The organism is Ignatzschineria indica, assembly GCF_003121925.1.
GTDB classification, from domain to species: domain Bacteria; phylum Pseudomonadota; class Gammaproteobacteria; order Cardiobacteriales; family Wohlfahrtiimonadaceae; genus Ignatzschineria; species Ignatzschineria indica.
In genome coordinates this window covers 261,181-277,998 of sequence record NZ_QEWR01000003.1, presented here as the reverse complement: position 1 = coordinate 277,998, position 16,818 = coordinate 261,181, and the positions used below count along the sequence as shown (strand labels likewise).

The 16,818-nt window shown below is 43.2% G+C and carries 10 protein-coding genes; 7 read left to right on the top strand and 3 right to left on the bottom strand.

Features of this window, described 5'->3' with window-relative positions; translation table 11 throughout:
- Nucleotides 1-80 precede the first annotated feature (80 nt).
- Nucleotides 81-5,186 (bottom strand): alpha-2-macroglobulin family protein, encoded by a 5,106-nt coding sequence (locus DC082_RS07265; RefSeq protein WP_109236402.1) that lies wholly within the window; start codon nucleotides 5,184-5,186, stop codon nucleotides 81-83.
- A gap of 350 nt (nucleotides 5,187-5,536) precedes the next feature.
- Here DC082_RS07265 and pbpC point away from each other — a divergent pair, with 350 nt between their 5' ends.
- From pbpC to DC082_RS07235, 6 genes are all read left to right on the top strand, one after another.
- Nucleotides 5,537-7,831 carry a penicillin-binding protein 1C gene (gene pbpC / locus DC082_RS07260; protein ID WP_123059928.1) on the top strand — a complete coding sequence of 765 codons (2,295 nt, stop codon included), beginning with the start codon at nucleotides 5,537-5,539 and terminating at the stop codon, nucleotides 7,829-7,831.
- A 126-nt stretch (nucleotides 7,832-7,957) separates the two neighbouring features.
- The gene (locus DC082_RS07255; protein WP_109236400.1) at nucleotides 7,958-8,317 is read left to right on the top strand and encodes a YajD family HNH nuclease; all 360 of its coding nucleotides are present in this window, start codon (nucleotides 7,958-7,960) and stop codon (nucleotides 8,315-8,317) included.
- A 198-nt stretch (nucleotides 8,318-8,515) separates the two neighbouring features.
- On the top strand, nucleotides 8,516-9,163 hold the full coding sequence (locus DC082_RS07250; protein ID WP_109236399.1) for a GntR family transcriptional regulator: 648 nt from the start codon (nucleotides 8,516-8,518) through the stop codon (nucleotides 9,161-9,163).
- Between the two features lie 175 nt (nucleotides 9,164-9,338).
- On the top strand, nucleotides 9,339-10,031 hold the full coding sequence (locus DC082_RS07245; protein WP_229821639.1) for a DUF2848 domain-containing protein: 693 nt from the start codon (nucleotides 9,339-9,341) through the stop codon (nucleotides 10,029-10,031).
- A 10-nt stretch (nucleotides 10,032-10,041) separates the two neighbouring features.
- Complete coding sequence (locus tag DC082_RS07240; protein ID WP_109236398.1) at nucleotides 10,042-11,379, top strand: amidase; 1,338 nt, start codon at nucleotides 10,042-10,044, stop codon at nucleotides 11,377-11,379.
- A 332-nt stretch (nucleotides 11,380-11,711) separates the two neighbouring features.
- On the top strand, nucleotides 11,712-13,025 hold the full coding sequence (locus DC082_RS07235; protein ID WP_094567920.1) for an MFS transporter: 1,314 nt from the start codon (nucleotides 11,712-11,714) through the stop codon (nucleotides 13,023-13,025).
- 452 nt (nucleotides 13,026-13,477) lie between these two features.
- Here the strand turns inward: DC082_RS07235 and hslU are convergent, their stop codons facing one another.
- Both hslU and hslV read right to left on the bottom strand, forming a co-directional pair.
- Complete coding sequence (hslU, locus tag DC082_RS07230) at nucleotides 13,478-14,815, bottom strand: ATP-dependent protease ATPase subunit HslU (RefSeq protein WP_109236397.1); 1,338 nt, start codon at nucleotides 14,813-14,815, stop codon at nucleotides 13,478-13,480.
- 219 nt (nucleotides 14,816-15,034) lie between these two features.
- Complete coding sequence (hslV, locus tag DC082_RS07225; RefSeq protein WP_094567913.1) at nucleotides 15,035-15,574, bottom strand: ATP-dependent protease subunit HslV; 540 nt, start codon at nucleotides 15,572-15,574, stop codon at nucleotides 15,035-15,037.
- A gap of 300 nt (nucleotides 15,575-15,874) precedes the next feature.
- On the opposite strand from hslV, the gene DC082_RS07220 reads away from it, so the two are divergent.
- Nucleotides 15,875-16,663: a HesA/MoeB/ThiF family protein gene (locus DC082_RS07220; RefSeq protein ID WP_109236396.1), complete on the top strand. Its 789-nt coding sequence runs from the start codon at nucleotides 15,875-15,877 to the stop codon at nucleotides 16,661-16,663.
- Nucleotides 16,664-16,818: the final 155 nt, after the last annotated feature.

Here is a 16,818-nt window from a genome sequence, read left to right as displayed (position 1 = left end):
CCTTAATTTTTCTAAAAATTCTCTAATCTAAATATTCTCTAAATATTCTTTAGGTCTACTCTAGGATCTATTCACTAGATCTATTTTATAATGATTTTTCCTTCTGCTCCCATAACATTGCGTCTCTCAGGAAGGTACATATCTTCAATGATGGTGATCGGCATCTGATACTCGCCGGGAACAGCAGCTTCTAATAGATAGCGGAAGATCACTTTTTCGCCAGTATTTATGGCAAGAGAAGCGATATAACGATCAAGACGATACTCTTCATGGAGTAGAGATTGATGATCCCATGAGATATTCTCTGATGCCATGAGATCGATCTCTGCGCTATTTTTTGTCATAAATTGCGGATTAACAAGCTTAAAGCCACCAGGAATATAAGCTGTTAAGAGCGCATTGGGAAGATCGACTTCTGGTGTGATCTCAATAGTAACTTCGATCTGCTGGCCAACCTGGAATATCTCTTCTCGCTGCGCAGTGAGGGAGTTATGATACTGCATCTTAAATTGTGTGACAGTAAATTGCTCTTTAGGTTGCCCTTTAATCACATATTGAATGAAAAGGGGTTCAGTCGCCTCAATGGATTCAATCTCATCTGCTATTAAGGGTTGATCACTTGTCAGTATCGCTCTTTGACCATCGATGATTAGGGGGAGGGACTCAGATTCTCTGTGTGCATCACTCCCTAAGCGAATGAGCGCATAACGATCTTGTGTGGAGAAATATTTTTGCTCAGCTAGACGTTGATTTAACTTTACAAAAAGCTCATTTTTCAACTCAACAGCGATAGGATATCCGCGATCTGTCAGGCGATTGAGAAGATCAATCATCAGTGCTAATTCTGAGATCGAGGATTGATAGTATCCATAATATTGTGCATTCTGCTCAATCTTGCCTGGAAGGGTTGCAAAGAGGGACAACCCTCCTTTAGTATCCCCTAAAACCATTAAGGCAGCACCTAAGTAGCTCGTTGCCAGTGGCGTTAAGCGAGATTCTAATTGTGGTAGAAAGAGAAGATCGGCAAGATAGATCTTTCCTCCATCTGCTAGAAGCCAACTGGCATAACTGATCGATGCTAAAGACTCTCGCGTTAGCCATTCGGCATAATCAGAGATCTCAAGGCCGTAGAGATTAAATTCTGCTTGAGTCTGATTGAGTCCTTTTTGGAGATAGCGGTAAGCGGCATCTAAAGCCTCTTGCGTGACGATTGTGTAGTGCTCTCGCTTTGCGGTTGCTAAAAGATCGGTGACATAGGCAGTTGCCGGCAGAAAGCTCGGGCCACTATTCCAGAGGGGAAAGCCCCCATCGATCTGCTGTCTTGCTAAGAGTTGTGCTAAGTGATCCTCAATAAAGGATCTCTCCCATGTTGAGAAGTGATCTATTGAAAGAGATCTTATCTTCTCTCTTGCGCTTTTATCGCTAATAGATTCATCTCCATCTCTATCCTCATCTCCATCTTCAATGTGCACCATCATAAGATCTTCATTATAAAAGACCCTCTTGACACGATTGAGTGCCGGGCTCTGAAAGAGCCAAGGAAAGGTCTTACTTGTGAGCTGTTCACTACAAGCATAAGGGTAGTTAAAGAGATCAAGTGCATAAAGACTTGGATCAATGGTGGGATTTTTAGAGATTGATAAGTGACTCTTATCGCCTGGTTCATATTGTTTACGCCAATGCTCTAGATCAAGACTCTCCCCTTTAGCAAGGTATTGCCGGAGATATTGTGTTGTCTCCACTGTTTTAGGGAGTGTTCCGATAGTGTAATAGCGTGTTGCCTGATAGATCGGGCTATCAAGGGTTAATGTGAGTGTTGCCGGCATTCCCGCTTCAGGTTGTTGGGGGAGCATGATTGGGATAAGTTCAAACTGCTTTTCTTGATAGGGAAGCTGAATCTCTTTTTGCCAAATGATGAACTCATCGATGAATTCATCCTCTTTTGCGTTAGCATCGGCATAGCGTGTTTGAAGTTGATCACTTTTGAGGGTGATGGTGACGGGAATATCTCTCTCGCTGATCTTTTCAGATAATGCTTGAGATTGTTGGTCAAGTGATTGTTGAGCCTCGACTGAAAAATCGTTCTCTTCTGCCATATTGACTAAGGTTAAAGCTAAAGCGCTCTTATCTCCAACACGGATAAAAGGGGGTGGGAGAAGCTCTGCAATAATGGGCGCACGAATGATGAGGTCCTTCTCTGCTTCTCCTACTTGAGCGTCATTAAAGAGCTTAACGGCAACGATCGCTTCCCCATTAAAATCGGGTAGTTCAACTTGCCAGCTCGCTCTCCCTTCTTTAAAGGAGAGCAGGGGGGAGGAGAGGGAGACCGTCGGCATCTCGGTGAGGTTAAGCGCAAGAGTGTTCTCCTCTTCGACAACAAGTCCATCCCCTCCAAATTGAGGGTTAAGGAGTGATCCTTCTCCTCGTTTAAAGAGGCGACTATAGTAGTCGATAATAGTTGCACTATAACGGCGTTGGCCGAAAAAGGCATCAAAGAGCGAGAGAGGTTTTTGCGGCATTATATTGAGAATACCGCTATCAGTGATGGAGATTGTTGCATAGAAAGGGCTCTCTTGCTCCGTTTGAGAGAGATTATCGGGAAGCATCACTGTGATGGTGAGGGGCTGATTCGGTTGGGTGATTGCAGGAAGTTCGAGAAGAGGCCTCACCTCACGCTGGGATTGATTCACTTTTAAGGGGATAACGCCAAAGGAGCGAACGAATTCTCCCTCACTATTACGGGAGAGAAGTAATGCTGATAGATAGAGATTGTGTCGATCCCAAGGAAGATCTGCCGGAAGTGTGAAGCTTGTTCTGCCGGCATTGACCTCTAAATTTTCATGATAGAGCGGAGAATCGCCCTCTATTAGTAGTGTTAAATGACCTGCTAAAGGGGCATCAATCGTAACTTCAACCTCCTGATTGGGGGATAAGAAAGGTGCTGATGTGGTGATGTTGAGATGCTGAGGTTTGATCGCCGGCAATTGCCCGCTATTAGATTCTTCCCAGCGCCCACTAAAGTGGTATTGTGATATGAGTCCCGATTGAGGATCTTTTACCTCGAGGAGATATTCACCCCAACTATTGGGCGTCACTTCATAATCGGCGATGCTATCGGCATCGATCATCTTCTGCTCAACAATCTGATAGCGACTACTATATTGACAATCCCAACCACGGGCAGTGCTATAGATCCAGATACAGGAAGGATCTTGATATTTTAAGGTTAAAAGTAACTGGCTCGGAACTATCTCACCTTTACTATCTGCACTAAAGAGTTCAAATTGGGCAGTATCACCATAACCAAGATCTTTCTCTCTAAAGAGGGGACGAATAATAGGAATCTCCTGATCGGGCCAAAATTGATGCTCAATCTCTCGCGTAATTCCAAGAAGGGAGCCATCGAGAATTGAGACATGACTTGTAATATTTAAGATGCCGGAGAAGGGCGCCTGGATCTTATCCTCACCATTATTTTCTCCATTGTGCTCTTCATGGTTAGGGAGTTGAAGTTCAACGATACTTCTTCCATTTTCATCTAAAACCCCTTCGATCGCATAATCAGAAGGGAAGCGATCATAAGGAAAGTCAATCAGCCCCACATACCAATCGGGCTTATCGATAAAGGGTGTTCGCGCGATAGAGAGTTGGTTCTCTAGATGGAAGCGATTTCCTGCGGCGGGTGCGCCAAAGAGATAGTGGCTATCGATTTTTACTGTTGCGCTCTCTTGATACTGATAAGGTTTTTGGGTAGAGAGTAGAGTTAATGCCATGCGTTCGGGCAAAAACTCTTCCATATAGAGTTTTAGGGTTCCTAAGGGTTGCTCACTTGCAAGATCGGTACGTGCCTCAAGTTGCCATAAACCCAATTTACCACTTGCCGGAAGTTTAATCTCTTCTTGATAGAAGCCTTCAATCCCCTTATCGAGATGAAAATCCCGATACTTTTTACCATCAGGCGCAATCAGCGAGAGTGTTATGGGCTGCTCCGGTAGTGGGCGACCGTCATAGTTTCGCATTAAGAGATTGATTGTCGCGCTTTCACCGGGACGATAGAGGGTGCGATTGCTATAGAGGTAAGCAATCTCATTTCGGCTCGGCTCCCCGGTGATGGCGTACTCATTAAGATCGAGCGCAATCTCTTTGAGGGGAAGTAACGAAAGATCCTTGCCACTTCGAACAACCACGACATCTTGACTCTTTAAACGTTCAGAAATTTCACAAAGTCCCGCCTCAAATTGGCAAAGATGACGCTTTTTTATCAATTTCCCTTTCTGGTTACGCCAAACCTCTAGCGCTCCCTCTTGAATCGGCGCACCATTTGAGAATTGGTTGGCAATAATAAGGCTCTTTTCAGGATAGAGGCGTGCTTGTAAGCCAATATCGGTCAAAAAGATAATGCGAGCATCAATAGTTTTATAGATCTCTCCGGCAGGATTGACAGTAATCAGATATGCCCCGGAAGTGATCTCTTCAGGGAGAGGAATACGATGATAACGTTCTGTTTGCGCTCCTTGAGGTGCTCTATAGCGGAAGATCGCCTCAGGCGTGATCTCACGGCTTAGCTGCGAAAAGCTCCAACTGCTAATATCATTGCCGATATAGTACTCTTCTAAGAGTGAAGGGAGATTATCGATTTTATAAAACTCAAGATCCACTTGGTCGGTGCCGATCATCTCGATTGGCAGTACACCATTTTCAAGAGGAAGCACCGGACCGCGTCCTATAATCTTAACTTGTTGACTCGGTTGTCCGATATAGATCTCTGCTGTGCGTTGTGACTTTTCCGCTTCATGGTGAAATAGCTGAGTGGAGACCTCATAACTCCCACTGTTGATAGGAAAATAGGAGAGTCGATAACCATCTTTGCTTAACTGCCATTGACCTTCATGATCGATCACATAGCGCTCTTCCTCATTATTGAAGCGTTTAACGGTAAATTGTTTCTGGAGAAGTTCGGGAGAGAATGTTTGAGGCGTTTCAAAGAAGATCGATAGTGTCTCTTTTCCATCGATCTTGGCAGCATTGATCGATTCAACCTGTGCTGATGCGGGCATGGTGCTAAGAAGTAGTGAGAATAGGAGAGAGAAGAGCAACAACAGAGGCGGGAGGAGTCTTGTCCGAGATCTCCTTAGGGAGTCGTTAGAATCCATAATAGGACCTCTTTTCTGATATCTTCTCATCATTGCTCTCTTCCTCTCTATTGGGATGCTCGGTGGGATATACCCCTCAATTATGCCAAAAAAGAGCAGGTTTTGTGGCTTTTTTGTTCAAACAGGAGATTCTTCTCTTTTTCGCTTTTCATCTTTTTATTTTTCTCTTCTAGCGCTCTTCCTCGAAAGTTCGATAGAATACTCGATAGAAACGCTCGATAGAATATTTGATAGGATCAATTCTAGGAATCAGACTTAGTAATGAGGATGCTTATGTGAAGCGCAGATGTGATCAGATAAATAAATTGGGAAGCTCACTAAAAGTACCCCCGAAAAGAGCGAATCAGCGCCGATTTTTATACCGATTATTGCGCTCTATAGCGATGATATTGATCGCTTTATCTCTTCTTTTATCCGCTCTCTTTATAGGACTTAACTCTCTCTTTCCGCTACAAACTCCCAATGTGATGATCTCAACGACAGTTGTTGCCGCTGATGGTGAGCTTTTACGGCAATTTACCGATCAAGAGGGACGTTTACGCCATTGGGTGACACTCGATGAGGTCTCTCCCACCTATCTCTCAACACTGTTAGCCTATGAAGATCGCTACTTCTACTACCATTTTGGTCTCAATCCATTGGCAAGCTTGCGTGCATTGGGACAATGGGTGACTCATGGTGAGATTATCTCCGGTAGTTCTACCTTAACGATGCAGGTTGCGCGACTTCTCTATCCTCATCCTCGAACCATTATGGGGAAGATGACACAGATCTTTCGCGCTCTACAGTTAGAACTCAACTACTCTAAAGCAGAGATCTTAACGCTCTATCTTAATTTAGCGCCGATGGGGGGAAATATTGAGGGTGTTGCCGCAGCTGCAGAGCGATACTTCTCTAAGCCGGCTATTGCGCTCAATCTCTCTGAAAGTGCCTTGCTAGTTGCACTGCCACAAAGACCCTCTATCTATCGACCTGATCGCTCTCTTCAAGCTGCTGAGATGGCGCGTAATAAGGTGCTGAAACGGCTCTATAACTTTCAGGAGATCGATGAGGAGAGTTATCTAAAAGCGATACAAGATCCTATTCGTTATCAGCCAAGCTCATCCCCTTTCCATGCGCCCCTATTAGCAGAGCGTCTGCGCCGGCAATATCCGCAAGCTGAACGTATTGAGACAACTATCGATTATCGATTACAAAAAGAGGTGGAAGCCTATCTTCTTAAGCGTGCTAAAAATCTTTCAGATCGCCTCTCAATTGCCGTATTGATTGTCGATAATCGTACCCATGAAGTGGTGACCTATGTCGGATCTCTCGATCTCTTTGATCAAGAGCGCGCGGGATTTGTGGATATGGTGCCGGCGATTCGTTCCCCAGGATCTACACTTAAGCCCTTTGCTTACGGTTTAGCACTCGATTACGGGATTATTCATGAGGGGAGTCTCTTAAGTGATGTGCCACGCTCTTTCGATGGTTATGAGCCACAAAATTTTGATAGACGTTTTCGAGGGCGAATTCCTGCTTATCGAGCATTACAGCTCTCTTTGAATGTTCCGATTGTCCAGGTTTTTCGACAATTAACACCGCTCTATTTTGTTAAGAGCGTGCGAGATGCCGGGATCTTGCTCTATAGTGATACCCCTACTTTGAGCCTTATTTTGGGAGGCGTTGGGATCTCCTTAGAAGAGCAAGTGCGGCTCTATAGTAGTTTAGCTACAGAAGGGAAGATCTATCCGCTTCGGTGGGTAAAGGGGATAAAGGGGATAAAAGAAGAAATGGAGGGAGCGAAGAGGCTTAGAGAAGCTGAGTTGAGAGCGGTCGATGATAGAGAGTCTGTAGTGGAAGGGGCCGCACTTCTTTCACCTGAGGCAAGCTGGCTTGTTATCAAGGCGTTAAGGGGTGTTGCACCTCAGGGACGCTTAAATCATCAAAGGATTGCGTGGAAGAGTGGCACGAGTTACGGTCATCGTGATGCTTGGGCCTTGGGTGTGACGGCAGATTGGAGTATTGGTGTTTGGATCGGTCGACCCGATGGTATGCCCAATGTTGGTATGATGGCGAGTGATAGTGCTGTCCCTCTACTCTTTGATCTTTTCCAACTCCTCCCTCTATCGAAAAGAGAGATCGTAAAGCCGGCGGGAATAGAATCTGCTGTGATCTGTTGGCCTTCAGGAAGATCCCAAGCAATTGTTGCGGAGGGTGAGTGTTTGCAACAATTTTCGATCGATACTATTGCCGGAAAAATTCCCGGTACTCTCTATGATGCGCCGGGGGAATCTCCCCATTCAGGTTGGCCCTCTCTTTTACAACATAGTGTGTTAAAAGAGATCACTAATAAGCCGGCAATTGGCCGTCATTCTCAGCTGATGCCGCATTTAGTGGGAGGGGAAGAGCAATCAGAAGTTAATACGAGAGCAAAGAGAGATAGCAATGAAATGCGGTCACGACAAAGATTGAGTATTGCCACATTAGTTGATGAGAGTATTATTTTCCAAAGTAATCAGCGCCTTCCTCTCTCAGCAAGCGGGAATGGTCCTTTTTATTGGTATCTAAATGGTCAATTATTAGAGAGCCCTTTTCTCGATCTACCCAATATGGCACCAGGATCTTATCGTTTAACCGTGCAAGATGATCAAGGTCATTATCACAATATTCGCTTTGAGCTACGTACGATTGATTGATGTTATGATGATTTCTATTGATATTGATATGAGTATCGATATGGATATGGATATTTCTACTTATAGTTTTTACTTATAGTATTTATTGAAGCTTGAAGCTTGAAGCTTGAAGTTTGGAGGGAGAGGATGAATCAACCAAAATCACGTTTAGATCAGATTATTGCAGAAACTCACCAAAAGAGGCGATTACGAGAGCAAGGCTATCGAGAGCAGGCGCTAAAGCTCTATCCTTGGATCTGTGGGCGCTGTCAGCGAGAATTTGATCATCGCAATTTACGAGAGTTGACCGTTCATCATAAAGATCATAATCATGATAATAACCCGGCAGATGGAAGCAATTGGGAGCTTCTCTGCCTCTATTGTCATGATAATGAGCATCAGCGATTAGAGGAGGCTCATCAATATGGCACGGCTAATAGTGATGGTAAGAGTACGGTTGCAACCCATAATCCTTTTGCTGATTTAGCGAAGATGATGAAGAAGTGATAGGTTTTCATTTTCAATGAAGCGCTCTCAATAACAGATCAGAAACAGACCAGAAACAGAAGAAGCAAAATTAGCTATCCCCATAAATTTTCTTGCATTACTAGTTGCATTATTGATCGGGATAGCTTAATTTTAAATCTATCAGTGATATATCACACGTTTTTTAGTTGAGTATCAAGCGCGATAAAGGAGGTGGGAATGAATAATAATAAACGAAGAATTCCTCTTAGGGAGCAGGCTTATCAAGAGATTAAGCAGCGAATTTTGACCTGTGAATTTGCTCCAGGAGAGTTTTTAAATGAATCTTATCTGCAAGATGAGCTCTCCTTGGGACGATCCCCTATTAATCAGGCATTACATCGTTTGGCGGTAGAAGGGTTAGTCGATATCTATCCGCGAAAAGGGGTGATGGTGAGCCAGCTCTCCCTCAATGAAGTGATCGAGATGATAGAGGTTCGACTTGTTAATGAATGTATGGCTGTTCGCTTAGCTACAGAGAGAGCGCAAGCCTCCGAGATTGAGGCGATGCGGGAGATTTTATCGGAGACGCCAAAAGCGATTGAGAATCGTGATCTGACAGCGTTAATGAAGATCGATTTACGCTTTCACAATGCGATTACCGCGGCATCTCGAAATCGGGTTCTCTCCGATATTTTAAGCGGATTGCATGAGCGTCAAGCTCGTTTCTGGTTCCTCTCACTTTCAGCTAAAGAGCAGATGACACGTGCCTATGAAGAGCATCTAGAGATCGTTGAAGCGATTGCTCAGCGCGATACTCTGTTAGCGGAATCTGCCATGATTCGTCATGTAGAGAACTTTAGGAAAAATATTGTGGCAACGATTTAAGAGCGAAAAGAATTAAAAGAACTGTAGCGCATATTACCGCATATGCAATAGAAATCTGCGTAACAGCGGAGTAATGCGGAATAGCAGAGTAAGAAGAATCGAAAAGCGAACAAAACCTTGAGAAAAATCGAGGAATAACAATCTAATAAGAGCAATCTAACAAGAGGAGATAGAGATGAAACAGGAACAATTAGCCCTAGAAGTGCATTTACCAGAAGGGCGCATGCCTCTTAATTTCACCCCGACCCGATTTATGGTAGGTGGCTGGGCCGGAAGAGATCAGAAAGCGATTCAAGAGCATATCGATGAGTTAGCGGAGATGGGGATTGCACCTCCTAAGAAGACGCCCTGTTTTTATGAATTAGAGCCACTACTTTTGACAACGGCAACTCAAATTGCGCTACCTAGAGCAGATTCATCAGGCGAGGTGGAAGTTCTTTTTTTCAAAACAGGTGGGGAGCTCTATCTTACCGTCGGTTCTGATCATACAGATAGAAAGGTGGAAGCTTATGATATTACCGTTTCAAAGCAGATGTGTATGAAGCCTTTGAGCCAAACTGTCTGGCGCTATTGTGATGTGGCGGATCATTGGGATCAACTCATCATGCGCTCTTATCGAACCTTAAATGGTCAGAGAGAGCTCTATCAAGAAGGTTCTGTGACAACCTTGCTCCATCCTTTAGAGCTGATGGAGAAGTGGAAAGGTGTTCCCGATTTAGAAGAGGGAGAAGCGCTCCTCTGTGGAACGCAAGCAGTGATTGGGAAATTGGGCTTTGGTGAACGCTTTGAGCTTGAACTTTTCGATCCAATATTAAACCGTACATTACAACATCAATATGATGTCGCTCTTTTAGCGGTGGATGAGTAGGAGTAGCACGATGACTCAGATATTAAATAGCACGCTCACAGCAATGACTGAACAACTAGAAAGAAGAGAGATTACAAGTGTCGATCTAGTCAGCGCCTCTTTTGAGAGAATTGCTGAGATGGGAGAAGTGGGAGCACTCGCTTTTACAAAGCTCTATCCTCAAGAGGCGATGGAAGCGGCACGGGTCGCGGATCAGCGATTAATGCTTGGTGATCGGGCTCCCCTTCTAGGGTTACCTATCTCCATTAAAGATTCGATGGATATTGCCGGTGAAGTCACACCTGCAGGATCGGTCATCTTTACCCAAAATGGCGCTGCCGAGAAAGATGCGCCGGTGATTGATGCGATCAAACGAGCTGGAGCGATTATCGTTGGTAGAACAAATATGAGCGAGTTTGCTTTTTCTGGTTTAGGCGTGAACCCTCACTATGGTACGCCGGTTCATCCTGAGCGATCTGATTATATTGCGGGAGGATCAACATCAGGAGGAGCAGTCAGTGTCGCTTCTCATGCTGTTTTTGCCGCCTTAGGATCAGATACCGGTGGTTCATTGCGTATTCCGGCGGCTTTTTGTGATGTTGTTGGTTTTAAGCCGACAGCAAGTCGTATTTCGACCGAAGGGGTTGTGCCACTCTCTTATAGCTATGACTCAGTGGGGGCGATAACACGCTCTGTAGAAGATGCGATTGTGATGGATCAAGTCTTATCGCAAAGTGACTATAAAGTGCCGGAGATTCCCCTTTCACAAATGCGCTTTTTTGTCACCAAAGATTATGTGATGGAAGGGTTAGATGCTGAAGTTGAGGCAAGATTTTTAGAGACACTCGCTCAATTAGAGCGTGCCGGTGCAACGATTATCTATCGAGATTTCTATGAATTATCACACATTCCTAATATTAATAGTCGTGGCGGATTGACTGCTGCTGAGATCTGGTGTGAACACGAACTCTTTTTTGATCAACTGCGTGATCAATATGATCCTTTGGTAGCTCAAAGAATTGAGAGAGGACGAGATATTAGTGCATCTCACTATCTACAGGTGTTGAAAAAACGAGCAGAATTACAGGCAATTGCGGCAGAGAAACTCACCTTTTTTGATGCTTGGTTAATGCCAACGGTCGCAGTACAGCCTCCTAAGGTAGAGGATCTAGCGGATGAAGCAGAGTTTTTTCGCTTAAATGGCATTGTATTGCGTAATACAACGGTGACCAATTTTCTCGATGGTTGTGCGCTCTCTCTTCCATTAGGCGCTGGAATAGGTCTGAGTATTTCGGGTCTAAAAGATCAGGATCACCATATTTTAGCGGTTGCTAAAAGTATTGAGAAATATCTCCGTTCATCTCTTTAACTATTTGATAGGAGAGAGATTATTGCCGAGGTTATTTTAGTGTTAACTAATTAACTAATTAACTAATTACCTAACTATCTAACAACTTAGTTACTTAGTTGATACTTAATTTCCCCTTTATCTCCATTTATCTCCATTTTTCTAAGGCATTTAAATTACCTAAATCAACCAATTTTACTAAATTTGTTCAATTGGTTGAGCCTAACCTCATAGATCACTTCTTGTGATCTGAGTCGCAATTTATCAGCTGTTTTATAAGCAGCTATTTTTTCTATTTTTATTTCTATCAGTCACAGCAATGTGATGTCATAAACCATAGGAGGAATGATGCTATGCACTCATTCGCAAATCAAGATACGCTACATGATCAAACAATAATAAAAGATCGTGCTTATCGTAAAATTACAATGCGTTTAATCCCATTTTTAATCCTTCTCTTTCTACTTGCATGGCTCAATCGAGTGAATGTGGGGTTTGCAAAGATTAGCATGCTCGATGATCTACAGTTTAGTGAGGCTGTATATGGTTTAGGGGCGGGGATCTTCTTTATCGGTTATTTTCTCTTCGAGTTACCGAGTAATATCTATCTAGAAAAAATTGGGGCGAAAAAGACTCTTGCAAGAATTACTATCTTGTGGGGGATTACTTCTGCGGCGATGATGTTTGTCACAACTCCAATGATGTTCTATGTTTTACGCTTTCTATTAGGAGTCTTTGAGGCAGGATTCTTCCCTGGGGTAGTTCTCTACATCACCTATTGGTTCCCTATGGCAAGAAGAGCGAAGATTAATGGACTCTTTATGACCTCTTTTGCGATTGCCGGCGTTGTGGGTAATCCATTAGCAGGTTTTATTATGAGTGTTATGGGAGATGTGGGCGGTTTAAGTAATTGGCAGTGGCTCTTTATTATTGAGGGTATTCCATCAGTCATTGCTGGAATCTTTGTTCTACTCTATCTACCTAATCGTCCTCATGATGCGAAATGGTTAACAAAAGAGGAGCAGGATACGATCGTAGCAGATATTGCGAAAGATCATCAAAGTGTCGAGAAAGAGGGAAGTATTAAAGCAATCTTTAAAGAGCCCGTTCTCTGGCTCTGTTGTGCGATCTATTTCTGTATTGTTGCCGGAAATGCCACTATTGCATTTTGGTCGCCAAGTATTGTTCAGGCATTAGGGGTTAGCAATAACTTTGTGATTGGTCTTATCTCAGCAATTCCATTTCTATTTGGAACCGTTGCCATGGTTTGGTGGGGCGCAAGTTCTGATAAGAGTAATGAGCGCAAATATCATACCTGTATCGCAACGCTCTTTGCCGGTATCGGTCTTATTTTAACTGGCTTCTTTATGGGGAATGCGGTAGCCGCAATGGTCGGTTTAGTGATTGGTTCAGTCGGTATTTTAGCGGCCTTTCCTGTCTTTTGGTCACTACCTTCTCTCTACTTTGTCGGTGGTGCTGTTGCTGCTGCGATTGCGGTGATTAACTCAGTTGGGAATCTTGCCGGTTTTGTTGCGCCCTATATGATTGGATTTTTAAAGACAAAAACAGATAGCCTCGCATCGGGACTCTACTTTGTAGGCGCGTTAGAGTTGTTAGCAGTTCTCTTAGTCCTCTTCTTTATCAAGATTCCGCGTAAAAAAGCATAAATTGAGAGTTCTACAACTTATGGTGAGCCGTTGAGGGTGAATCAGTTGAAAGCGAGTTGTTAGAATTGTTGGTATTGTGAGAGTTACTAACATAATATTCCCAAAAGTATATGACTGATTAGTTATCTATTTTTGGGAATTTTTTTATGAAGATGGTTATTTTTTATATTGGTGTGACAAAATATTTTAAGGAAGAGAACTTCTTAATTGGTCTATGAAAGAGAAGGGGCATTGATATAGTTATTTATAGGATAAGGGTATCGATTATTGGCATCATATATTATTCGCATCACAATCATATATTGGCGTAATAAAAAAGCAGCTTCATCAATATTGAATCAATTGAGAAGCTGCTCCGTTTATATTGTGACTCTTTCTGAGAGACCTTTTTACAGGTCTTAATTTCTCAGATTAGAGATTCGGGTTAAAGATTCAAGATCAAAGATTAAAGATTAAAGAATAAAGCGACTGAGATCTTCATCCTCTACGAGATCCTCTAATTCATTTTTCACATACTCTTCTGTGACAATAAACTTTTCGCCATCACGGTCAGAAGCGGTGAAGGAGATCTCTTCTAATAGACGCTCTAAAATAGTGTGGAGGCGACGAGCTCCGATATTTTCTGTTTTCTCATTCACTTCAAATGCCATCTTAGCAATTTTGTGTAATGCAGAATCATCAAACTCAAGCTCAACACCTTCTGTTTTAAGAAGCGCTTTATACTGTTTAATAAGTGCTGAAGAGGGCTCTGTTAAGATACGGTAGAAGTCATCTGCATTGAGTGATTTTAATTCGACACGAATCGGAAGACGACCTTGTAATTCAGGGATCAGATCAGAAGGTTTAGCTAAGTGGAAAGCTCCTGATGTGATAAAGAGGATATGATCTGTCTTAATTGCACCATATTTCGTTGAAACGGTACAGCCCTCAATTAATGGTAGAAGATCGCGCTGAACTCCTTCACGGGAGACATCCGCGCCGGAAGTTTCCCCTTTACGGCACACTTTATCGATCTCATCAATAAAGACAATACCTTGGTTTTCAGCAATTTCGATCGCTTTCTGTTTTGCTTCCTCTTCATTGATTAGACGCGCAGCTTCCTCATTTTGAGCCACTTTGAGCGCATCTTTGATCTTCATCTTTTTGCTCTTTTTCTTCTCCATTCCCGATTGTTGGAAGAGCGATTGCAGTTGATCTGCCATCTCTTCCATGCCGGGAGGGGTCATGATATTAACGCCGACACCTGTACTTGCGATTTCGATATCGATCTCTTTATCATCCATCTCGCCACGGATAATTTTTTCGCGGAATTTTTGACGCGTTGGGCTCTCTGCCTTGGGCGCATTAGGTTCATCGGCAAAACCAACACTCTTAGGAGGAGGCAAGATCGCATCGAGAACGCGCTCAATAGCAGCTTCCTCAGCTTTTGGATAAGCTTCTTTAATCATGCGCTCACGGACTTGTTTTACGGCAGCTTCAACAAGATCACGGATAATGGAATCGACTTCACGACCGACATAACCAACTTCCGTAAATTTAGTTGCTTCAACTTTAATAAAAGGCGCATTCGCTAAAGTGGCAAGGCGACGGGCAATCTCTGTTTTACCAACACCGGTAGGCCCAATCATTAAGATGTTTTTAGGGGTGATCTCTTTTCTCATCTCATCTGAGACCTGTTGACGTCTCCAACGATTACGCAGGGCAATCGCTACGGATCGTTTAGCCTCATCTTGACCAATAATATAGCGATCGAGTTCTTGTACGATCTCTCTTGGTGTCATAGCGCTCATATTGATAATTCCTTTCTCTTTTAACTATTTTTTAGATCATTCTTAGATCTTTTTAGATGTTGTTCAGATATTGTTTAGATACTTTTCCAAATCTTTTCCAGATTTTTTCCAGATATGCTTTTAGCTCTATTTGAAGAGATATACTCTTAAGATATCTTTATGCATAGATCCTTGTGCATCTATCTTTATGCTTCATGGCCTCAATAGAGGTTATCGCTCTTAGAATGAGAGCTTCTCTAATGTAAGGTTTGTATTACTATAGATACAGACGCTGCCGGCAATTTCTAAACTTTTACGCACAATCTCTTCCGCTGAAAGCTCAGTATTTTGTAAGAGTGCTAATGCTGCACTATGGGCAAACATGCCGCCCGATCCGATTGTTGCGATATCATGTTCAGGCTCAATAACATCTCCTAAACCGGAGATCACAAAGGTTGCTGTTTCATCAGCAACAATTAAGAGCGCCTCTAATTTACGAAGTGAACGTTCTGTACGCCAATCTTTCGCTAAAGCAACAGCCGCACGGGTAAGATTCCCGCCATGCTGTGCTAGCTTCTCTTCAAAGCGTTCAAAGAGTGTAAAAGCATCTGCGGTTCCACCAGCAAAGCCAGCGATCACTTTACCATTATAGAGGCGGCGAACTTTACGCGCATTACCTTTCATAATGGTGTTTCCCATAGATACCTGACCATCGCCACCAATGACCACTTCATTGCCGCGACGTACTGCACAGATGGTTGTCCCTCTAAACTGTTCCACAATTAAACTCCTTATAGTTTTAAGTTGGCATGCTAATATAATGTGGCATCTTTAGCCCATTTCAAGATGAAAGTAGAAAATGTGCCAAACTTACACATTTTTTGAAGAGAGAATAGATGGGGAGAAGAGGCATTATCTTAGAGATAGATCAGACAGATCAGATAGATCAGACAGGTCTGATGTAGGGTTGTGAATATAATTCGCTCTTGCCATAAGGGTTATTACCATTAAAGGTCGGTCCATTAGAGGTCGGTAAGTTTTTAAAGAGTGTCATATTTTCAAATTAAGGGAGAAGGGCAGATGAGAGATCGAAAAGAGAGTGCCGGCGCATTTGATGATTCACTCTTAAGTGATGATGAATTACTACGCTATTCGCGCCATATTATGTTGGATCAATTTGATTTAGCAGGTCAGGAGAGACTTAAACAAGCGCATGTTGTTGTCGTGGGTTGCGGTGGGCTTGGCATGGCGGCTCTTCCTCTTTTTGCTGGTGCTGGAATCGGAAAAATCACATTGGTGGATTATGATCGGGTCGATATTACCAATCTTCACCGGCAGACCGGTTATCGTATGGGGGATCTTAATCTCTCAAAGGTGCGGCAAGCGGCAAAGCATCTGCGAGAGCTCAATCCCAATGTCACGCTCGTTGAGGTGGAGCAGAAGGTCTCTTTTTCCGAATTGGAGTCGCTGATTCAGGACGCTGATGTTGCGCTCGATTGTAGTGATAATTTTGCGCTACGGAAAGATCTGAATCGTGCATGTTTTCTCAATCGCGTTCCTCTTGTTTCAGGTTCTGCTGTCCGTTATGAGGGGCAATTGACCGTTTTTGACTTTCGTGATGAAAATAGCGCCTGTTATGAGTGTCTCTTTGGGGGAGAGCATGCAGATGATGGTAATTGTGCGCTCTTTGGTGTCTTCTCTCCGGTAGTTCATATTATCGGGGTATCTCAAGCGCAGGAAGCCCTTAAATTGATTATGGACTTGGGCTCAATTGCGGTAGGGGAGATCTGCCTCTACAATGCGCTCAACTTTAGTTGGCAGAAATTTAAATATCGACGTAATCCCGATTGCCCCCATCATCGAATCTGAAAAATTAGAGGCCAAAGTGTTAACTTCACCTCTTAATTAAGGTAAATTAGGGTAAATTTCGACAGAGAAGTGAGTGATCAATAGATCTCATATGGGGCAGCTAGATACCATAAGAGATAATTTAATGTTGATCTGCTCATGTCAGTCAAGAAACG